The 19,069-nt window shown below is 42.4% G+C and carries 20 protein-coding genes and 1 pseudogene; 11 read left to right on the top strand and 10 right to left on the bottom strand.

The genetic code is table 11. The features are described 5' to 3' along the window. Positions 1 to 204 precede the first annotated feature (204 nt). Positions 205 to 726 (top strand): hypothetical protein, encoded by a 522-nt coding sequence (locus OIZ54_RS15710; RefSeq protein WP_121638284.1) that lies wholly within the window; start codon positions 205 to 207, stop codon positions 724 to 726. Beyond that, a complete protein-coding gene (locus OIZ54_RS15705; protein WP_029773664.1) occupies positions 723 to 944 on the top strand; it encodes a hypothetical protein in 222 nt (73 codons plus the stop codon). Before OIZ54_RS15710 ends, OIZ54_RS15705 begins: the two co-directional genes overlap by 4 nt. Before the next feature lie 74 nt (positions 945 to 1,018). On the opposite strand, the pseudogene OIZ54_RS15700 reads toward OIZ54_RS15705, so the two are convergent. Next, a pseudogene (locus OIZ54_RS15700) lies at positions 1,019 to 1,308 on the bottom strand (SDR family oxidoreductase); the annotation flags it as partial. Positions 1,309 to 1,440: 132 nt separating this feature from the next. Between OIZ54_RS15700 and OIZ54_RS15695 the strand changes: the two are divergent. Then, complete coding sequence (locus tag OIZ54_RS15695; RefSeq protein WP_004587013.1) at positions 1,441 to 1,695, top strand: type II toxin-antitoxin system Phd/YefM family antitoxin; 255 nt, start codon at positions 1,441 to 1,443, stop codon at positions 1,693 to 1,695. Then, positions 1,688 to 1,951, top strand: coding sequence for a Txe/YoeB family addiction module toxin (locus tag OIZ54_RS15690; protein ID WP_024032911.1), 264 nt, complete (start codon positions 1,688 to 1,690; stop codon positions 1,949 to 1,951). The genes OIZ54_RS15695 and OIZ54_RS15690 overlap by 8 nt, the downstream gene beginning before the upstream one ends. A gap of 142 nt (positions 1,952 to 2,093) precedes the next feature. On the opposite strand, the gene OIZ54_RS15685 is transcribed toward OIZ54_RS15690, so the two are convergent. Then, positions 2,094 to 2,774, bottom strand: coding sequence for an SDR family oxidoreductase (locus OIZ54_RS15685; protein ID WP_004587015.1), 681 nt, complete (start codon positions 2,772 to 2,774; stop codon positions 2,094 to 2,096). A 229-nt stretch (positions 2,775 to 3,003) separates the two neighbouring features. Further along, complete coding sequence (locus OIZ54_RS15680) at positions 3,004 to 4,002, bottom strand: DUF4382 domain-containing protein (protein WP_264390783.1); 999 nt, start codon at positions 4,000 to 4,002, stop codon at positions 3,004 to 3,006. 346 nt (positions 4,003 to 4,348) lie between these two features. Between OIZ54_RS15680 and OIZ54_RS15675 the strand changes: the two genes are divergently transcribed. Then, positions 4,349 to 5,203, top strand: a complete 855-nt coding sequence (locus tag OIZ54_RS15675) for a mechanosensitive ion channel family protein (protein WP_121638287.1) — start codon at positions 4,349 to 4,351, stop codon at positions 5,201 to 5,203. A gap of 96 nt (positions 5,204 to 5,299) precedes the next feature. On the opposite strand, the gene astB is transcribed toward OIZ54_RS15675, so the two are convergent. The 3 genes from astB to OIZ54_RS15660 all read right to left on the bottom strand — a co-directional run bounded on the left by astB (position 5,300) and on the right by OIZ54_RS15660 (position 9,175). After that, on the bottom strand, positions 5,300 to 6,646 hold the full coding sequence (astB, locus tag OIZ54_RS15670; protein ID WP_004587018.1) for an N-succinylarginine dihydrolase: 1,347 nt from the start codon (positions 6,644 to 6,646) through the stop codon (positions 5,300 to 5,302). Between the two features lie 412 nt (positions 6,647 to 7,058). Then, entirely contained in the window at positions 7,059 to 8,162 is a 1,104-nt protein-coding gene (locus OIZ54_RS15665; RefSeq protein ID WP_264390782.1) for a major royal jelly family protein, read from the bottom strand. Positions 8,163 to 8,164: 2 nt separating this feature from the next. Further along, on the bottom strand, positions 8,165 to 9,175 hold the full coding sequence (locus tag OIZ54_RS15660; RefSeq protein ID WP_264390781.1) for a zinc-binding alcohol dehydrogenase family protein: 1,011 nt from the start codon (positions 9,173 to 9,175) through the stop codon (positions 8,165 to 8,167). A 113-nt stretch (positions 9,176 to 9,288) separates the two neighbouring features. On the opposite strand from OIZ54_RS15660, the gene OIZ54_RS15655 reads away from it, so the two are divergent. Beyond that, complete coding sequence (locus OIZ54_RS15655) at positions 9,289 to 10,188, top strand: LysR family transcriptional regulator (protein WP_264390780.1); 900 nt, start codon at positions 9,289 to 9,291, stop codon at positions 10,186 to 10,188. Here the strand turns inward: OIZ54_RS15655 and OIZ54_RS15650 are convergent. Then, positions 10,177 to 10,635 carry a MarR family winged helix-turn-helix transcriptional regulator gene (locus OIZ54_RS15650; RefSeq protein ID WP_138685248.1) on the bottom strand — a complete coding sequence of 153 codons (459 nt, stop codon included), beginning with the start codon at positions 10,633 to 10,635 and terminating at the stop codon, positions 10,177 to 10,179. The two genes, OIZ54_RS15655 and OIZ54_RS15650, sit on opposite strands and share 12 nt — an antisense overlap. A gap of 136 nt (positions 10,636 to 10,771) precedes the next feature. On the opposite strand from OIZ54_RS15650, the gene OIZ54_RS15645 reads away from it, so the two are divergent. After that, positions 10,772 to 11,200 carry an organic hydroperoxide resistance protein gene (locus OIZ54_RS15645; RefSeq protein ID WP_264390779.1) on the top strand — a complete coding sequence of 143 codons (429 nt, stop codon included), beginning with the start codon at positions 10,772 to 10,774 and terminating at the stop codon, positions 11,198 to 11,200. A gap of 276 nt (positions 11,201 to 11,476) precedes the next feature. Here the strand turns inward: OIZ54_RS15645 and OIZ54_RS15640 are convergent, their stop codons facing one another. From OIZ54_RS15640 to OIZ54_RS15630, 3 genes are all read right to left on the bottom strand, one after another. Next, the gene (locus OIZ54_RS15640; RefSeq protein WP_008129990.1) at positions 11,477 to 11,944 is read right to left on the bottom strand and encodes a DUF1348 family protein; all 468 of its coding nucleotides are present in this window, start codon (positions 11,942 to 11,944) and stop codon (positions 11,477 to 11,479) included. Positions 11,945 to 12,033: 89 nt separating this feature from the next. Further along, a complete protein-coding gene (locus OIZ54_RS15635; protein ID WP_264390778.1) occupies positions 12,034 to 14,169 on the bottom strand; it encodes a pyridoxamine 5'-phosphate oxidase family protein in 2,136 nt (711 codons plus the stop codon). Positions 14,170 to 14,288: 119 nt separating this feature from the next. Then, on the bottom strand, positions 14,289 to 14,909 hold the full coding sequence (locus tag OIZ54_RS15630) for a glutathione S-transferase family protein (RefSeq protein WP_203987869.1): 621 nt from the start codon (positions 14,907 to 14,909) through the stop codon (positions 14,289 to 14,291). Between the two features lie 181 nt (positions 14,910 to 15,090). Between OIZ54_RS15630 and OIZ54_RS15625 the strand changes: the two genes are divergently transcribed. The 4 genes from OIZ54_RS15625 to arsJ all read left to right on the top strand — a co-directional run bounded on the left by OIZ54_RS15625 (position 15,091) and on the right by arsJ (position 18,984). Further along, positions 15,091 to 15,975 carry a LysR family transcriptional regulator gene (locus tag OIZ54_RS15625; RefSeq protein WP_264390777.1) on the top strand — a complete coding sequence of 295 codons (885 nt, stop codon included), beginning with the start codon at positions 15,091 to 15,093 and terminating at the stop codon, positions 15,973 to 15,975. A 357-nt stretch (positions 15,976 to 16,332) separates the two neighbouring features. Next, the gene (locus tag OIZ54_RS15620; RefSeq protein ID WP_004587025.1) at positions 16,333 to 16,686 is read left to right on the top strand and encodes a metalloregulator ArsR/SmtB family transcription factor; all 354 of its coding nucleotides are present in this window, start codon (positions 16,333 to 16,335) and stop codon (positions 16,684 to 16,686) included. Positions 16,687 to 16,724: 38 nt separating this feature from the next. Then, complete coding sequence (locus OIZ54_RS15615) at positions 16,725 to 17,735, top strand: ArsJ-associated glyceraldehyde-3-phosphate dehydrogenase (RefSeq protein WP_024032896.1); 1,011 nt, start codon at positions 16,725 to 16,727, stop codon at positions 17,733 to 17,735. Positions 17,736 to 17,766: 31 nt separating this feature from the next. Then, positions 17,767 to 18,984 (top strand): organoarsenical effux MFS transporter ArsJ, encoded by a 1,218-nt coding sequence (arsJ, locus tag OIZ54_RS15610; RefSeq protein WP_264390776.1) that lies wholly within the window; start codon positions 17,767 to 17,769, stop codon positions 18,982 to 18,984. Positions 18,985 to 19,069: the final 85 nt, after the last annotated feature.

Genomic DNA, 19,069 nt, shown 5'->3' with positions numbered 1-19,069 from the left:
AGGCAGGCTTCGCCATTATGCCCTGTGCCCCTTAGCTTAAAGTTGAGGCTGTAGAATTACTATTTTTCAAGAAAAACAGCCTCTTTTATGGGCTCAAATGCATTACTTAATGCTTTAAAAACGCTTAGAGTTAATTACAGGAACTTGTTTTTTTAATTGAATTTGGCTGTTGAAGTTATTCTACAGTCTCGTTATGGGTTCAAGATGACTTCACACAGAGATTTAAATCCCACACATGAAAGTGCTGTTCTAGATTCATATAAGAATCTCCTTTCATCACAAGGTAAAGTACTTGAATTAATTAACAGACCAGATCCGCCTGATGCAATTGTAAAGATTGATGGAGTAGATACTTGGATAGAAATAACAGATGCACATTTTAGTCAAGAGACTGCAATCAGCATAACTTCTCATGCCGCAGATGACAAAGTTCACATACCGTCAAAAGGCGATTTAGTTAGAGATTTTGATTCAATTACTAATGAAAGAGTTGAGTCTGCAATTAGAGCTAAGTTACAGAAGAAAACAATGCAAAGCATTGCTACATCAAATAAACCAGGGATATTACTTGTTGGATTATATGGGCCATTCTTTAACATACTTGAGGTTGAAAGTAATTTTTCTGATGAATTTAAAGCTGAGTTAAAGGCCCAGAATATTTTTAGTTCTATTTATGTTTATCAAACCTGTAACCAAAACACTCATGTGTACCATAAAATCAGATGAAGCAATACTCTGTAGTAAAAGTTATATCTCTTAATAAAAAGTTTATCTATTCAGAAAAAAGCTTTGGCTCAAGAGCTCCTCAAGTCGGTGATGTTGGAACAATAGTTGAAGTTTATGATGGAGCCTTTGATATTGAATGTTGCGATGAAAATGGTGTTACTATTTGGCTTGAAATATTCGAACCTAGTGATGGTGATTTAGAGTTACTGTACATATAGTAAGCTTTTATTAGTGACGAATACTTTCCCTGCATTCTATCAAGCCAGTATTTATCAAAAACAACCAATCAACGTTAATTAGTTGGCATTAAATAAATTTCGCGGACGTTGTTGCGCTGGTTTGCTTCAATGGCAAACAGTACGGCATCGGCCACATCTTGTGGGTCGAGTTTGTCGGGCTTAGCTTCATCAAAAATGGGGTGTTTACCATTCCGGGGACTATGGTAGTACAGCGGCCGTTCCACTCGCTCATTTCTTCAGCTAAGTTTTGCCCAAACCCGTAAGCAAACCATTTAGTTGCACCGTAAATAGAGCCTTTAATTGGCATACGGCCAGCAGCTGGGCTGGTTAATATAAAGTAGCCTTGGTTTTAGCCCATATATCTGTGCGCTTTATTTAGAAATTTGCTACCACAACAAAGTAATGCACAGTATCCTGTACATGTGATAATTTTCCAGCTAAACTTGTCTTATATAATGTACAAGTGAGGTGCAAAATGAGAATAGTGTCTTTTACCGAAGCCCGAAATAGTCTAAAAGCCGTTTTGGATAATGTAATTAATGATGCAGATACGACAGTAATCACTCGTCGTGACACTGAAGATGCGGTTGTAATGTCATTAGATTACTACAACAGCCTTATGGAAACTGTTCATTTACTTCGCTCTCCAGCGAACGCTGAACATTTAAACCGTTCAATTGCGCAGTATAAAGCGGGCAAAACGACTCCACGAGAACTTATTGATGAGTAACAGGTTATTATCATGGACTGATGAAGCTTGGAATAGTTACGTCTACTGGCAGACTCAAGATAAGAAAACCTTGAAACGTATAAATAAGCTAATTGCTGATGTTAAGCGTTCTCCATTTGATGGGATTGGAAAACCGGAACCCCTCAAAGAAAATCTTTCAGGCTTTTGGTCTCGTAGAATAGATGATACAAATCGTTTGGTATATGCCGTGGATGATACAGCAATTACAGTTATCTCGTGCCGTTACCATTACTAAATAAACAAGATAAATAAACAAGATAAATAAACAAGACACCCATCTTAAATTATTCATCCTATCCAGCCAGTATTTATTAAAAAACCGTCAGGTTTAACGCCATTGGCATTAAACCTGACAGCTCAAATTTAACCAAACAACGTTAATTAGTCGGCATTAAATAAATCTCGCGCACGTTGTTGCGCTGGTTTGCTTCAATGGCAAATAGTACGGCGTCGGCCACATCTTGTGGGTCGAGTTTGTCGGGCTTTGCTTCATCAAAAAATGGGGTGTTTACCATGCCAGGGGCTATGGTGGTACAGCGGCCGTTCCATTCGCTCATTTCTTCAGCTAAGTTTTGCCCAAACCCGTAAGCAAACCATTTAGTTGCACCGTAAATAGAGCCTTTTATTGGCTTACGGCCAGCGGCTGAGCTGGTTAATATAAAGTGGCCTTTGTTTTGGCGTAAATGGGGCAGGGTTGCTTTTGCCGTCCACAGCAAGGCTTTAATGTTTATGTCTATCATGGTTGACCATTCATCGGGGTCGCCTTTTTCAGTGCCTGCGGTTGAAACGCCCATACCTGCGTTGGCAAATGCGGCATCTAGTCGGCCAAATTTTTTAAGCCCTTTTGTTACTACGTTTTCAAGTTCGGTAAAGTCGGTGGCATCTGCGGGTACACTCAGTGCGTTATCTTCACCTAACGACTCAACTAGTTCAGCTAATTTATCTTCACTTCTGGCGGTAAGAATGACTTTATGGCCGTTATTAACCAATGTTTTTGCACTCGCTTCACCTATGCCACTAGAGGCACCTGTAATTAGAACTACTTTTTCTTTCGCCATGATTATTTCTCCTATGTTTACATATTCAAAATGATAAGAACGGTTTAATTAATACGTGCTATTGACTGTACCAGTTCTGGGTTAACGGGGCTTGAATGCAGGTCACTTTACGAATGAATTACTTGGATGATGTTAGGTGAGTGGCTTTAATGGGTTTTTGCAAAGGTGGAGTGTTCGTTTTTGTTATACTTTTTATAAAAAAAAGCGCACCTTAAAGTGCGCTATACGTTTATTGTGTTATGTCAAAGCTAACTGAAAGGTCCTCAGTTTGCGGTACACTAATTTGCTTAAGTTGATAAACAGTGAAATCAGTATCTTCTAGCTCTGCATCGTCTATATGTGCGGTGCACGTATAGCCAAGTTGGTAGTCTCCCGGTGTAATGAAGGCAAGCTCAAACTCATATTGGTTATCGTCTTGATCAAATACAACATTTGCGGTCGCAAGTGGGGCATCTTCTGGGGTTTGCTCATCTATTTCGTATATATCTTTAGGTGTTTGAGCATCTGATGAATATAAATATACGGCGTGTCCAAACGTTGAATCTGCAGCAGCAGTGGCGATATTATCTGTTTCACAGTTATTAATAAGCGCTTGGCTTACTATGCCTTCAATTTCTTGTGACTCAGAAAGATTTTGTAATCGTACGCCTCTAGGTTTTAAAAAGATCTCCTCATTATTTTGGGGATCGACCAGCGATTTTTTTAGGTCAAATTCTAAAACAAAGTCGTTATCAGTTTGGTTAAGTGTAAAGCCATCGAGTTGTATTTCGCCTACACCATCATTCCCTTTTCTTTTTACCACGAGCGGAGCAATGCTGTCGTCTTCGTATACTACGTGAGATGTAAAACTAAGGTTATTTGTATCGCCATTTATAACTTGAGCGCGGATCCACGAGTATTCGCCTGCTGGCACTTCTTGATCGTCAAGCAGCTCAAAAACATCGTCCCCGGTGTAATCGAGCAAATTAACCACTTGTGGTTGAGATGCGTCAGCTTCACTTCGGGTTTCAAAACTAAATTCTTCATCGCCTTGTGTTTTAATAGTGATTGAATCAAACACGACGTTAACCGCTTTTAAACCACTAACCGGCGCATCTGACACACCAAGGCTAAAGGTTGATTTGTCGCTAGATTGTGGCGGTGTTGTGCCATTGTCATCACTTGAAGAGCCACACCCGGCTAATGCAAAAAGAACGGCGCTGCTGACTAATGTTGATTTAAAATTCATGATTTACTCCTTTAGTTTATAAAGCGGATTGTAGAAGAGCTAAGCTGAATTTAGATTGAACTGGTTTTTAGAATAGTTACTTGAAATTAATCTTTATTTTACTTTGCGCATTTTTGAGCAAAAATATGTACGCCATAGGTTAACTAGTTTGTGAGCACTAAGGTTTTAAGTGTGAAAATTTAAGCGAAAAAAAGAAAAACTTTGCCCAATTAATTTGCTGATATAGGCACACCTTCCACTTATTTTAATGCTATCGCTTTAAAATTTTTACTATATACTCCCGCCACTTCTTTTGAAGTGTATAGATTTAATTCTTGCTGATAATCAGCCCATAGTTGGAATATGTATGAAAGATAAACTTATTGTGTTTTGGCAAAGCCATTCAGAAACAATCATCACTTTAGGTTACAAAGTGGTATTAGCCTTGGCTATTTTAGTTGCGAGCGCGCTTATTGCACGCTCGGTTAAAAAAGCGATTAAAAATTCTAAGTCACCATTAAAAAAAGTAGACGAAACGTTACTGCCGCTTTTATCGAGCATTGCGGGGTATTTAGTTTACATAATTGCTGGGCTGTTTATTTTAGATATTTTTGGCGTTAATACGGCAAGCTTAATAGCGCTAATGGGCGCGGCGGGTTTAGCGATTGGTTTGGCGCTTAAAAACACTTTAAGTAATATTGCAGCCGGCATTATGTTATTAATACTTAGGCCATTTAAAATAGGCGACTTTGTAGATGCGAGCGGCACGCTTGGCACAGTGAACGAAATAAACTTATTTACGACCATTTTTAAAACCACCGACGGCCTTTATATCGCATCGCCTAACGGTAAAGTGTGGGGCGGCAACATTAAAAACTTTACCCGCAACGGTAAAAGGCGCATGGATATAGTGGTGGGAATTTCGTACGCCGACTCTATTGATGTTGGCTTAAATGTACTTAAAGAAGTTGCCGAATCAGAAAGCCGATTACTCGCAGATCCAGCGCCTAAAGTAATGGTTACTTCAATAGGCGAAAGCGCAGTAAATATTCAATTACGTGCATGGGCTGTAAATGGCGATTACTGGCAAACCGTGTGGGATTTAAATAAACGCGTTAAAGAGGCCATAGAAGGCGCGGGGCTGAGTATTCCGTTTCCGCAGCGAACGCTGCATATATCTGAGTCGATGGCATCGGCAGTAACGGTTAATAACGGTAAATAACGGTAAATAAAACCTTTAAACACTATTACCATAAGCACAAATAAAAATAGCGAGCCTTGGCTCGCTATTTTTGTATTAGCTTTTTGCTGACGAGTATTACCCTTCTAATTGAAAGTCGTATACCGAGCCTAAGTTAAGCAGCTGGGTTAGTTCATCCAGTGCTTGGTAGCTTTCGGTAAGTAGGGCTGAATCGGCAAAGTCGCTTGCGCCTAACTTATCGCGGTAGTTACGTTTTGCCCAGTCACAAAGTTGTGTGTATTTAGTATCGGTTAAAATAACCTCTGGGTTTACCGCAGCAAGTTCTTGCTCGTTAAGAGCTACACGTAAACGCAGGCAGGCAGGGCCGCCGCCATTTTGCATACTTTGGCGCAGGTCAAAAAACTGCACTTGGTTTACTGGGTTATCGGCTAAAATCATTTCTTCAATGTAGGCGTTTACTGCGCTATTACGTTGGCACTCTTGTGGCGCTACTAATAGCATTGAGCCATCATCTAGGCTTACTAATTGGCTATTAAATAAGTAACTGCTTACTGCATCGCTAATGCTTACTTTATCGGTAGGTACTTCAATTATGTATAGCTGTTTGCTGCCGGTGTAGGCATCGCGAATTTCTTGCAGGGCATCGTGTTGGTTTAAAAATGCTTGCTGGTGGCAAAGCAATACGTTTGCGTTACCTACTGCAATTACATCGTTATGAAACACGCCTTGGTCTATTACATCTGGATTTTGCTGCAGTAAAATTTGGCTCGATTCTTTTAAATTATGTAATCGGCAAATGGCTTCTGAGGCTTCTAGTGTTTGCCTTGCAGGAAACTTAGCCGGTTTTGGTAACTGGCTGTTAAAGGCACTTGCGCCAAATACGAACATTTCTAGGCCTTGCTCGCCGTGGCTGTCGCAAAGGCGGGTGTGGTTAGCCGCGCCTTCGTCGCCAAAAAAGCCCTGATCGGGTAAATGCGTGTGATGTGCAAAGTAGCTATCGTTATTAAACATGGCTTTTAGTAAGCGGGTAGTTGTAGCAGGCTCTAGCGAGCGATGAAACTTATTGTTTAAATTAGCTGAGGTAAAATGCACTTTGCCATCGAGGGTATCTGGCGATGGAGAAACAGTAGCGGCATTGGCGGTCCACATTGCAGAGGCCGAATAACACGCGCGCAATAAAATAGGGTCTGCTTTAAATGCTTTATGAATAACTTGCGAGTCGTTGCCGGTAAAACCTAGGCGACGTAGTACGTTTAAATCGGGGCGTGCGTGGGGCGCAAACACACCTTGTGTTAGGCCTTTGTCGTGCATGGCTTTCATTTTTTCAAGGCCCTGTAACACAGCTTCTTGAGGGTTTGAAAAACTTGCCGCATTATTTAACGAGGCAACGTTACCATACGATAAACCCGCATAGTTGTGAGTAGGGCCAACTAAGCCATCAAAATTTACTTCTAAGGCGTGCATACACGTTCCAATCATATTGTTTTTAGTTACTTAACAATACAACGCAATGGCCGCGCTTGCAAAGCCTATAAATACGAAATTTATCGGCTGTAAACTCGCTCTTTATCGCACGTAGTATGGGTATTACTAGGATCGTTTACCTGCCATACGCTAATGTCTAAACGCCATAGTAGGTAAAGGGTGTGGTATAGGTTAGCCATGGTATTTTCCTTGAAAGTTTCACTGAACACATCTGTACTTTGAAAGAATTATGCCAACTGTTAATTGAATATTTTATGAATACAAATCAGATATTTATTAAAACACTAAAAATAACTTTTGAGCGCTTAGCACCATTTTGGGGCTAAAAGGCTTAAAAGTTGCACCATAAAGCCACGCAGCGGGTGCGTGGCGTATGGTTTATACGCTGTATTTAGCGCCCTACTTTACCCTTTACTAGTGGGTCGAACGACAGCACACTAAATTTTCCTTGGCTAGCATTTTTACCGTTATTTAATACTGGCGAGCGGTGTAGCTCATCTACGGTAAAATATATTTTATGATCGGCGCCATAACTAAAGCCATCAGGCCAGCTTAAGCGCTCGCCTTTAAATAATACCTGGTATTTACCGCTTGGTTTTACCACGCCAATTGCGCCATTGGTTATGTCGGTAACATACACATTGCCTCCGCCATCAACAATAATGCCATCTGAAATTGGTTTAGCTCCGTAACGCGTTACTTTACTTTCAAGGGCGCTTGCGCTCAGGCTTTTATTGTTAATATCGCTTGTGGCAATACGGTAAACCGATGTGCCAGACATAGAGCCAAAGTAAAGCCACTGTTCGCTTGGGTCGAGTGTGATTGGGTTTACGCCTAAACGTGCTGGTTGGCCGCCTAGTTTCATGGTGCGCCCTTCAATGACCATGTCGATGTTTTCGGCTGTGGTGTATGGGCTATTTTGTATGACTCTGCGCGCCTCACCTGTTTTTAAATTTACGGTAATAATAGCGGCTTGGCTGCCTTGTGCGGTGTCGGCAATGTATACAACGCCGTGTTTATTATCGATAACTAAATCGTTTAAAAACGAGGTGTCGGTAATGGTGGGTTTAGCTAAATAAATTATTTTATGCAGCTGCTCTTTGTTGGTATCCCAACCGACTAAACGCCCAGCACGATCAGGGCCTGATGTATCAAGCATCCATAACACGCCATCGGCAGATACATTTATGCCAAGTACATCGTAAAAGCCTTTGCCGTTTTTATACGCGTATGCCCATTCTTCATTAGGGTAGGGTTTGGTGGTGCCATCGCTTAATAGCTCCATAATTTTTTGTTTTTGGCCGTAAAAACCATGTACCGATAAAAACTTACGACCCGATGGCGTAATAGCAATATTACCCGGTGGGTGCTGCGCGTCGAATGTAGCAACTGTTTTTAAATCGGTGTGCGTAGGTTGGGTATTAGCAAATGCACTGCTGGTTAAAAATGCGGTGCTGCAGGCTGCTGCTAAAAGTATTTTTTTAATCTGGTTCATGCTTAAAAGCCTTCTAAAACAAGTTTACCGCGTGAGGTGTGCGATTCTAAAATTTGATGTGCTTTATATAAATTAGCGGCGTTAATTAATCCTAAATTTTGCCCAAGCGTGGTTTTAAGTGTACCTGAGTCTATCAGCTCGCTAATTTCATTAAGTAAGGTGTGCTGCGCTGTTATATCGGCGGTAGTAAATAGCGAGCGGGTAAACATAAACTCCCAATGCACCGATATACACTTACGCTTAAATTTTAAAATATCGAACGATGAAGGGTCATCTATTAGCGCAAATTTACCTTGGGGTTTAATACACTCTACTATTTGATCTTGGTATTGGTCGGTATGGGTTAAGCTAATAACGTAATCAAACTCAGCTAAACCAAGCTCTAGGCGCTGCTCGTTTAAATTTTTAGTATGATTGAGCACATGATCCGCTCCTAACTCTTTAAGCCAGGTTACGCTTTGCTCGCGCGATGCAGTACCTACCACGTTTAGCCCCGTAAGCTGTTTGGCAAGCTGTACCAAAATAGAGCCAACGCCACCTGCAGCGCCAATAACTAAAATAGATTGCTGAGTATTTTGCTTATTTTTAGGCACTTGTAAGCGCTCAAACAGCATTTCGTAAGCGGTAATACTGGTTAGCGGCAGCGCTGCGGCTTGTGCGTCGGTTAATGTTTTAGGCGCATGGCCTACAATACGCTCATCAACTAATTGAAATTGCGCATTACTACCTTGGCGCGATAAATCGCCGGCGTAAAATACACGATCCCCCACATTAAATAACGAAACCGACTCGCCAACGGCTTTTACTATGCCTACGCCGTCCCAACCTAATACTTTGTAGCCTTGCTCTGGTGCTACATTTGCACGTATTTTTGTATCTACAGGGTTTACCGAAATAGCCTTTACTTCAATAAGTAGGTCGTGCCCGGTGGCGCTTGGGGTATCAAGTTCAATTGCTTGTATAGAGCTTGCTGTAAGCGTTTTAGTGTTTTTGGTGTAGCCAAATGCTTTCATGTGCGTTCCTGATGATTTTAACCAAGTGTTTTTAACTTATAAGCACTATAGCTCAGTTGAAAAATAGAAAAAGACATGAAAAACTAAAGCACTTTCAAATTTTAATTGAAAATATGCGATCATTTAACGATATTCAAACTTTTATAGATGTAGCCAGTTGCGCTAGTATTTCTGAAGCTGCACGACAAAACGAGCAAACCCCAGCGGCGGTAAGTGCAGCTATTAAGCGCCTAGAAAAAGACTTAGGAAACGTGCTGTTTATTCGCTCTACTCGTAGCTTACGCTTAAGTGTGGCAGGGGAGCAGTTTTTAAATTACGCCAAAGACTCTCTTTCGCTTATTCAACAAGGGGTAGCTGCAGTACAAACCGCAGTGGGCGAAGTAACGGGAACGCTACAGGTATCGGCTCCGTGCGACTTAGGGCGCAATAAACTAAGTGAATGGCTTAATGAGTTTTTAGCACACTACCCGCATGTAAAACTTAAATTGCACTTAAGTGACGAAGTAAGCGACATTTACAGCCAATCAATTGATATCGCACTGCGCTTTGGTGTACCAAAAGATTCGCAGTTAATTGCAGCGCCACTTTTTTTAAATAATGCGCGTATTTTAGTGGCCTCTGCTGAGTATATTGCTAAAAATGGATTGCTTACACATCCACTTAATTTAACGCAGCACACCACCATTACCTTTATGCGCTTTGGCGAGGTGTTTAAAGAGTGGCGATTTTATAAAAATGGCGCAGTGCAAAAAGTACAGCTAAATTGCCAACACATAGTAAACGATGGCGAAATGGTTAGGCGCTGGGCGCTAGAGGGCAAAGGCATTGCGTATAAGTCGTACTTAGATGTAATTGATGATTTAGCAAGCGGGCAACTCGTTCATTTATGCCCCGAGTGGCAAAGCGATCCGCTACCGCTTTATATGATGTACGCCGACCGACGCCAAATGACCCCGGTGATCAGCGCATTTAGGGCGTTTATTCAACAAAAAATAACCGCGTTAGTGGGCTAACTCATCATCGTTTTTAGTTGTTAAATCGCTTATTACTAAATCAAGCAGCTGCATTAGCTGTTTGGCTTGTGTGGGGTCTACACTTTCAAACTTACATAATATATTTTTTGGAATATCAGCAGCTTCGTTTTTAAGGGCTTGCCCACTTTGGGTAAGCTGAATTAGGCGCTTACGCTTATCGTGCTCATCTTTAATAACAGCCAGCAGAGACTTTTCGGTCATTTTTTTGAGTATTTGGGTCATAGCGCCACCATCAATAGCAGTTTTATCTATTAGCTGCGCTATGGTTATTTTGTCTTGCTCCCACAGTGCCATCATTACTACATACTGCGGATACGTTAAATTAAGTGCAGCTAAAGGCTCACGGTAAGCACGTGCAATGCTATTTGATGCCATATATAACCTATGACAAAGCTGATTTTTTAATTTTAATTGCTCAAATGACATACCTAACTCCTAGTGCGTTAATACCTTCAACTCAAAAAAACATTTTAATTTGCATGCAAAGTATTTGCAATCTCTAATTACTTGCCCTATTATTTTGCATGCAAACTAAATTAATTGATAAACTTTGGAGTTCACTATGAATGTATTACAAAACGTTGCCTACACAGCAAAAGCAACTGCAACCGGTGGCCGTGAAGGTGTAGCTAAATCAGACGATGGCCGTTTAAATGTGAAACTATCAACCCCAAAAGGGCTAGGTGGCGACGACGGACAAGGCACAAACCCGGAGCAATTATTTGCAGCTGGTTATGCAGCGTGCTTTATTGGTGCACTAAAATTTGTAGCCGCTAGCGAAAAAATTGCGCTACCAAGTGATACACACATTAACTCTGAAGTATCTATTGGCGCGATTGAAGGTGGGTTTGGCATTGCAGTAAAATTAGCTGTATCACTCGGTGATATGGATAAAGCGGCGGCGCAAGAGCTGGTAAATAAAGCACACCAAGTATGCCCATACTCAAACGCTACACGCGGTAATATTGAAGTAGAGCTTTCGGTTATTTAATTAACTGATCACTTAGCATTGTAATAGCCCAGTGGTTTGCCACTGGGCTTTTTTGTATGCAAAGTTTATGAAATAACGTTATAAATATATAAAAACAGCATGATTAAATTAACCCATATACCAGCAACTGACACAGCTGTATTTGTCATTGCAGTGATTAAGTAAGCAGCTCTTTAATGCTGAAAAATGTTGGGAGGATGAAAAGGGTTAAGGCGTTCTGCATGAACGCCGATAGAGGGCAGGCTTTATCGTTTGTATCGGATGTATTGGGTGTGCTTACAGCCCTAACTCCGATAACCCTGGGTGATCGTCGGGGCGGCGTCCTTGAGGCCAGTGGAATTTTCGTTCTGATTCTTTGATGGGTAAGTCGTTGATGCAAGCGAAGCGATTTTGCATTAAGCCGTTTTCATCGAATTCCCAGTTTTCGTTGCCGTAGGAGCGAAACCAGTTGCCGCTGTCGTCGTGCCACTCATACGCGTAACGCACGGCAATACGATTTTCAGTGAAAGCCCATAACTCTTTTATCAGCCTATATTCCAATTCTTTTTCCCATTTTCCCGTTAAAAATGCGGCGGCTTCTTCGCGGCTGTTCACAAAAGAGCTGCGATTACGCCATTTGGTATCCACTGTATAAGCAAGTGATACCTTTTCAGCGTTACGGCTGTTCCAACCATCTTCTGCTAGACGCACTTTTTCGATGGCGCTTTCGCGGGTAAAAGGGGGCAGTGGTGGGCGTGTACTCATGTTTAAATCCTCTTTGGGTAAAGTAACGTTGAATAGCTTGTATAGGTTTCATCAATAAGTGACTTTGAATATTAGCCTGATTAATTGAGCTACAAATCTAATATAACAGTGTCGGAATCTTTCGCTGGCACAGCGCAGCATAACAATACGTCTGATGGGTCAATATATGCACTTGGCTTGGTGCGATACGTTACAGCACCACTTTTTAGTTTAACCGCACATGAGCCACATTGGCCGTTGCGGCAACTGTATGGTGGCGTAAGCCCTTTGCTTTCGGCTACGTCGAGCAGGGGCTTGTCACCCTTGTACCAGCTTTGTTCAATACCTGAGTGGGCAAACTTTATCACAGCAGATTTAGCCTCTAGCTCAGCGTGGTTGCTGGTATCTGTTGATTGGCGTGCTAAAGACGACGGCCCAAACGCTTCGGCATGAATATCTTGATCTTTTACCCCAATGCCAATCAGTAAGTCATACATACTTTGCATAAAACCTTGGGGGCCACACAGATAAAAGTCTTTGTCGAACAGCGACGGGAAATCGACGCTATGCTCTGTGGCCATTGCATTAAGTACGTCCATTAACAAGCTTTGGCTAATTCGCCCTTGGGAAGTGTAATCGTTCGACACAATAGCGTTTTGCGTTTGATTGCTGTGCGCCTGACTTAATACAGAATAATACTGAATACGCCCAGCGCTACGTTTGGCAATGTTGCTCAGTTCTGCATAGAAAGCACGTTGCTCACTATTTTTGGCCGCTTGAATAACTGCCATCGGGCGGATATAGCGAGTGCGTATACCTTCATTAACTGCATCATTTGCCATGGCCACCATTGGCGTAATGCCTACACCTGCACCTATTAAAATGGCTGGGCGCTGCTGTGTGTTATCGATAAAAAAATGGCCGCTTGGTGCTTTAATCTGTATTTCACTGCCAATCGATATTCGAGAATGCAAGGTACTTGATACCAGACCATACTCTTCACGTTTTACTGAAATACGATAACCACTTTGCGTTGGGGCACTGGATACAGTGTAATTGCGCACAAGCCAGTTTTCAGTATTTTGCTGCTTAATACGCAGGGTTAAATGTTGCCCTGGGGAAAATGGTAGTACGGGAGAATCATCTTTTGGCTGTAAATAAAATGAGCGGATTGTACTGCTTTCGTCTTCGATTTTACTGACGGTAAATGCGCGCCACTGGTTGAGCTGTGCTTGTGCTTTAACTATTGCTTCTGCCTGTGACCAGGTGCCCGTTGCTTGAGAATTAGGGGAGTAGCTATCGAACTGAGCGCGAAATGGAAGTGCCGCTTTTAATGTCAGCCCTTGGGTTAGGGTAAATTGCCAGCCGCGCTGCGCACCTTGAAACCCTTTAATTATCGGTGAGTCACTTGCCAGCAAGGTAACTGTGCCGGTTAACATAAAAACATCGCCGCTGGTAAAATCAACAAACAGTAAACCCGCTTTGGGGTTTAACCGGAAATTACCCAGCGTATTGAAGAAGTTATTTCCTGCATAATCAGGAATGGTGAGGGTGTTTTCGTCAACCTTTATAAAACCTGGCATGCCACCACGGTGTGACACATCAACCCCCATAGCATTATGGGCAGATACCTTACGGTTCACTTCGTTTGCAGGTTCGTGACCCGCAGAACTGGCAACAAAAAACGTATCCGCTTGGCGGATGAATGCCTTTAGGCTATCACTTAATTCAAAGAACGCTTCAGCGCGCGGAGCCTTGTATGGCGCATCTGGCGAACGGATAAAGTGAAGGTCGCGAGTTTGAATATACTGCGGACAATTGCCAAAAGATTGCTCAACTTCTAGGATAAACTGGTTGTTCGCTGCGCTGGTAACACAAGCGTTGACGCGGTTTCTACGCCGGGTCGACATTTCTAACCCCAATAAACCCAATCGAGCACCTTGTGTGATTGCTGCGCCTAATGGATCACCTGATAAAATCGGGGTGTTTACTGTGAGCTGAGTCGGGGAAGGGGACTGCACGAAGCCCGGCTTTCCAGGTAAAATTGACGCCCAAAGTTGCCCCTTATCTGATGTACTACCCAGCACCATAAACGGCAGTTGTTGGAAAAACTGCCTATGCTGATCTGGCATAAATTCGCGGATCGCGCGGCGGCCAATAGTACGCATTTTTTCGTAACTTCCGGCACGTCTTTGCATTTGCTGTTCACCTTCGTGAAAAGCACTTGAAGTAATGTGTGTGTTCATAATGACTCCATTAGCGCAGTGCGCCGGAAAAGCATTTGCCAAAAATATTAAACTGGTGATGCAAAAGAATGTCGGGCTCAAACCTATTCATTGAAAGGCAGAGCCGCTTTAACAAATACTTACTTTACCAGTCCCGCTTTTGTAGCCTGCATAGGAACGAAACCGCTTAACCCTTCTACGTTAGATAACCAGCGACGTATATTCGGATATGGGTCAAGAGATACATCCCCCTCGGGAGCGTGGGCGACATAGCTGTATATCGCAAAATCAGCCAAGCTCACTTTATTAGCCACCAAGAAGTCATTGCCATTGAGTTGCTGTTCCAGTTTTGTTAGGGCTTTTGCTGCTGTTTCTTTAGCGAAAACAGGATCAACCGGCGAGTTGAAAACATTAATTAACCTCGCTGCACCAGGGCCGTAGGATATCTCTCCTGCAGACATGGCAAGGAAACGATGCATCTCAGCTTCGCTGGCAAGATCTTGCGGAATATATGAAGGTGCGTATTTGCGTGCCAAGTAAATCAAGATTGATATTGAATCGTGGATTACCACGTCAGAATCCTCAATTACTGGTACTACACCTAATGGATTGAGAGCCAAAAAGGGGGCTTGTTTATGCTCCCCCGCGGGTAAGTCTACATAAATAACTTCATGGGCTATGCCTGCAACACTTGCAAATAACTCTACTCGGTGGGCATGGCCGGATAATGGAAAACCGTGAATTTTAATGGCGTTTGACATGATATTTACCTTATTTAAACGTTAACTGATGACTTTTGCTGTTAGCCACTGACCTGTTGTGGCATGGGTAAATATTAGGCGTTGCGCTTCTTATGAACAATATGTTGATTTATGGAATCACTATGTACAAAATGTTCATGAATAGGGCGAAGCATTACACGGAGCAATATAGGGAGCTCTTATGGATACACTTGACGGCATGCGCACGTTTATTGCGGTGGCAAAGCAAAAATCTTTCACAGGTGGTGCTAAGCAACTAGGCATAAGCACTAAACTGGCGAGTAAATACATTGCTCAGCTGGAGCAAAAACACGGTGCTTTGTTGTTCCACCGAACTACGCGCAGTGTTACGTTGACCGAAACTGGGCAGGCGTATTTTGTGCGATGCGTTCCTTTGTTGGAACAATTTGAAGAGCTAGAAGATGTCATTCAGCATCGACAGTCTGATCTGTCTGGCACGGTTCGCTTAACCGCACCTACCGCATTTGGCAGTACTAAATTAGTCGATGCACTGGCCCCATTTTTAGCCAAGCATCCGAAAATTAATGTTGAGTTGAACCTGTCTGATCAGTACGTGGCTATTATCGATGAAGGTGTGGATGTTGCTGTGAGGTTTGGGCCGTTGAAGGATTCAACGCTGATCGCTAAAAGATTAATGGATATGCGTATTGTTTTTTTTGCCTCTCCTGAGTATTTAAAGCGCAATGGCACACCAAGCCATCCCCGTGCGCTGGCGACACACAATTGTTTATTGCAAACTTCTCAAAACGACCCTGAAAACTGGAAGTTCAAGGAAGATGGCAATACGTTCACCGTTAATGTTAGCGGCGATTTTGCTTCTAACTCCCCCAGAGCAGTAACCCACATGGCTTCCCAAGGGCTAGGAATAGGCATGGGCCCACAATACGTGACAGAGCCTTACGTAAAAGACGGCTCATTGCAGTTACTGTTCGAACCCTACGAAGCAAGCATATTGGAGCTAAATGCAGTGTATGCTTCAAACCGCCACTTACCGGCAAGAATACGAGCATTACTTGATCATCTTGCGCTTTCTTTTGCAACTTAGTGGTAATTACCTCAATAGCTACTGTGCAGGCACAATGTATAACGTATCTGCTTATTGATTTAGAATTTGCTCGTGAAGTAGAGCAAAGCGTAGGGCATCTTTTTATCGCACAGACCTGCGTAAATACCTTGTTAGCATAAGGCTTTAAATTGCAGTAGCGATAAAACAAGTATGCTCATACTAAAACGCTACAAAAGCCCAGGGGTTTGCCACTGGGCTTTTTTGTGCGCTGCAATTTACTAGAGATCACATTAATTGAAGTGGGCTTTTAAATAAACATACGAAAAATCGTATATTCACTATTTCATATATTCTTATTTTGTTTTATTGTATGCACACTAACTAAACGAGGATGCTATGGAACAACTCAACCCACTACAATTTTACAAATGCTTAGCCGACGATACACGCTTAAAAGCCATGTTATTAATTAGCCATGAGCAAGAGCTGTGTGTGTGTGAGCTTGTTGCTGCGCTTGAACTGAGCCAACCTAAAGTGTCGCGCCATTTAGCGCAGCTTAGGCAATGTGGCCTATTGAGCGACCGTAAGCAAAATCAATGGGTGTATTACAGTATTAATAAAGCCCTGCCACAATGGGCTCTTAGCGTACTAACGCAAACACGAAACGAAAATTCTGCGTTTTATAACGATGATTTAAATCGACTCAATGCAATGGGTAATCGCCCAGAGCGTGCAGCAAGCTGCTGTTAATTAAGTAAATTGATATAACTTTACTAAAGGTATTTATTATGACAATTAAAGTAGGTATTAACGGCTTTGGCCGTATGGGACGTTTAACACTGCGCGCAGCACTAGAGTGGCCAGAAGTAGAATTTATTAAAGTAAACGATGTAGCGGGCGATGCTAAAACACATGCCCATTTATTAGAGTTTGACTCAGTGCACGGGCGTTTAGCGCACAGCGTTACAGCTAACGAGAATAGCTTTAGTGTGGGTAAACACACTATTGCCGTTACCAATAACAAAACCATTAGCGATACCGATTGGTCTGATTGCGATGTAGTGATAGAAGCCAGCGGTAAAATGAAAACCACTGAGTTGTTAAATCAATATTTAGCACAAGGTGTTAAGCGCGTTGTGGTAACCGCTCCGGTAAAAGAAGACGGCATTTTAAATGTGGTTATGGGCGTTAACGATAATTTATATAACCCAGATGAGCACAAAATTGTGACTGCGGCTTCGTGTACGACTAACTGTTTAGCGCCTATTGTAAAAGTACTGCAAGAAAAAGTAGGCATTAAGCACGGCTCAATGACCACTATTCACGATATTACCAATACCCAAACTATTATTGATGCGCCACATAAAGACTTACGCCGTGCTCGTTCGTGCGGGACAAGTTTAATACCTACCACAACCGGTAGTGCAACAGCCATTACGCATATATTCCCTGAGCTAAAAGGTAAGTTAAATGGCCATGCCGTGCGCGTACCTTTAACTAACGCATCGATTACTGACTGTGTATTTGAGCTTGAGCGTGGTGTAACTGCCGCTGAGGTGAATGAATGGTTTGCTCAAGCGTCTAAAAACGAGCTTGCTGGTGTATTAGGTTACGAAGAAAAACCGCTTGTATCGATTGATTACAAAACCGATCCACGCAGTAGCATTATTGATGCGCTTTCTACCATGGTTATTAATAATACCCAGCTTAAATTATACGCTTGGTACGATAACGAATGGGGCTACGCTAATCGTACTGCCGAGCTTATGCTTAAAGTTGCTAAAAGTGACTTGGTTTAACCATTAATTAAAGGTTTTAAGGGCGTTAACCATGTTTGAGCAACTCGCTAATTTACCTACAGCAATAAAACAGTATTTAATAATTACCGGTAATTACTGGGCATTTACCTTAACCGATGGCGCACTACGTATGCTGGTGGTGCTGTATTTTCATCAGTTAGGGTATGGTGCGCTGGCCATTGCCATGCTGTTTTTGTTTTACGAAATTTTTGGTGTGATCACCAATTTAGTGGGCGGTTGGCTAGGGGCTCATTTAGGCCTTAATAAAACCATGAACTTTGGCTTGGCGCTGCAAATAATGGCGCTTGCCATGTTATGTGCGCCAAGTGAATGGCTCACCGTGGCTTATGTTATGGCGGCGCAAGCGCTTAGCGGCATAGCAAAAGATTTAAATAAAATGAGCGCCAAAAGCGCCATTAAACACTTAGTGCCCGAGGGAGAAAGCGGCCAAGGCCAGCTCTATAAATGGGTGGCTATTTTAACGGGCTCAAAAAATGCGTTAAAAGGGGTCGGCTTCTTTTTAGGTGGTTTACTCCTTACTGTACTGGGTTTTGTAGGTGCTTTAAAAGCCCTTATTTTATTACTCACTATTGCGTGGATTATTAGCGTTGTATTTTTAAAAGGCGACATGGGCAAGGCTAAAAATAAGCCTAAGTTTAAAGAGCTATTTTCTAAATCCCGTGCAATAAATTTATTAAGCGCAGCACGGTTATGTTTGTTTGCCGCGCGTGATGTATGGTTTGTAGTGGCTTTACCTATTTATTTAGCCCAGCAGTTTAACTGGAATTTTTGGTGGGTAAGTGGCTTTATGGCACTTTGGGTAATTGGCTACGGTGGTGTGCAATCGCAAGCGCCGCGTATTACCGGCACCAGTAACTCAAACGTTGATACCGTTAAACATGCCTATTTATGGGTGTTGCTGCTAAGTGGTGTAACAGCACTATTAGCACTTTTTATGCAACTTGATGTGGCCGTGCATGCCACGCTGATTATAGGTTTGCTTATTTTTGGCGGTGTATTTGCCGTTAATTCATCTGTGCATAGTTACTTAATTGTCAGCTTTGCTAAAAGCGATGGTGTATCGCTTGATGTTGGCTTTTATTACATGGCCAATGCCATGGGGCGTTTACTGGGCACGGTGCTTTCGGGGTGGGTGTTTCAGGTTTATGGCTTTGTAGCGTGTTTGTGGGTGAGCGTTGCTTTACTCATAGGTGCCACGATAACCACTGCTATTTTGGCCAAGCGTTAGGCCTAATTGTTCAAAAAACTTAAATTATTTTATGTTATTGATGGCTTGATGCAGTTTGTATATTAAACTGTAGGGGTGTTTTAAC

Origin of the sequence: Pseudoalteromonas sp. A3 (genome assembly GCF_025942345.1) — a bacterium.
Classification (GTDB): Bacteria; Pseudomonadota; Gammaproteobacteria; order Enterobacterales; family Alteromonadaceae; genus Pseudoalteromonas; species Pseudoalteromonas atlantica.
This window is presented reverse-complemented; position numbering and strand designations above follow the sequence as displayed.

Excerpts from the sequence above, each read along its gene's own strand:
- OIZ54_RS15710 (WP_121638284.1), top strand. The coding sequence starts at position 205 with ATGACTTCACACAGAGATTTAAATCCCACACATGAAAGTGCTGTTCTA.
- OIZ54_RS15705 (WP_029773664.1), top strand. The coding sequence starts at position 723 with ATGAAGCAATACTCTGTAGTAAAAGTTATATCTCTTAATAAAAAGTTT.
- OIZ54_RS15695 (WP_004587013.1), top strand. The coding sequence starts at position 1,441 with ATGAGAATAGTGTCTTTTACCGAAGCCCGAAATAGTCTAAAAGCCGTT.
- OIZ54_RS15690 (WP_024032911.1), top strand. The coding sequence starts at position 1,688 with ATGAGTAACAGGTTATTATCATGGACTGATGAAGCTTGGAATAGTTAC.
- OIZ54_RS15685 (WP_004587015.1), bottom strand. The coding sequence starts at position 2,774 with ATGGCGAAAGAAAAAGTAGTTCTAATTACAGGTGCCTCTAGTGGCATA.
- OIZ54_RS15680 (WP_264390783.1), bottom strand. The coding sequence starts at position 4,002 with ATGAATTTTAAATCAACATTAGTCAGCAGCGCCGTTCTTTTTGCATTA.
- OIZ54_RS15675 (WP_121638287.1), top strand. The coding sequence starts at position 4,349 with ATGAAAGATAAACTTATTGTGTTTTGGCAAAGCCATTCAGAAACAATC.
- astB (WP_004587018.1), bottom strand. The coding sequence starts at position 6,646 with ATGCACGCCTTAGAAGTAAATTTTGATGGCTTAGTTGGCCCTACTCAC.
- OIZ54_RS15665 (WP_264390782.1), bottom strand. The coding sequence starts at position 8,162 with ATGAACCAGATTAAAAAAATACTTTTAGCAGCAGCCTGCAGCACCGCA.
- OIZ54_RS15660 (WP_264390781.1), bottom strand. The coding sequence starts at position 9,175 with ATGAAAGCATTTGGCTACACCAAAAACACTAAAACGCTTACAGCAAGC.
- OIZ54_RS15655 (WP_264390780.1), top strand. The coding sequence starts at position 9,289 with ATGCGATCATTTAACGATATTCAAACTTTTATAGATGTAGCCAGTTGC.
- OIZ54_RS15650 (WP_138685248.1), bottom strand. The coding sequence starts at position 10,635 with ATGTCATTTGAGCAATTAAAATTAAAAAATCAGCTTTGTCATAGGTTA.
- OIZ54_RS15645 (WP_264390779.1), top strand. The coding sequence starts at position 10,772 with ATGAATGTATTACAAAACGTTGCCTACACAGCAAAAGCAACTGCAACC.
- OIZ54_RS15640 (WP_008129990.1), bottom strand. The coding sequence starts at position 11,944 with ATGAGTACACGCCCACCACTGCCCCCTTTTACCCGCGAAAGCGCCATC.
- OIZ54_RS15635 (WP_264390778.1), bottom strand. The coding sequence starts at position 14,169 with ATGAACACACACATTACTTCAAGTGCTTTTCACGAAGGTGAACAGCAA.
- OIZ54_RS15630 (WP_203987869.1), bottom strand. The coding sequence starts at position 14,909 with ATGTCAAACGCCATTAAAATTCACGGTTTTCCATTATCCGGCCATGCC.
- OIZ54_RS15625 (WP_264390777.1), top strand. The coding sequence starts at position 15,091 with ATGGATACACTTGACGGCATGCGCACGTTTATTGCGGTGGCAAAGCAA.
- OIZ54_RS15620 (WP_004587025.1), top strand. The coding sequence starts at position 16,333 with ATGGAACAACTCAACCCACTACAATTTTACAAATGCTTAGCCGACGAT.
- OIZ54_RS15615 (WP_024032896.1), top strand. The coding sequence starts at position 16,725 with ATGACAATTAAAGTAGGTATTAACGGCTTTGGCCGTATGGGACGTTTA.
- arsJ (WP_264390776.1), top strand. The coding sequence starts at position 17,767 with ATGTTTGAGCAACTCGCTAATTTACCTACAGCAATAAAACAGTATTTA.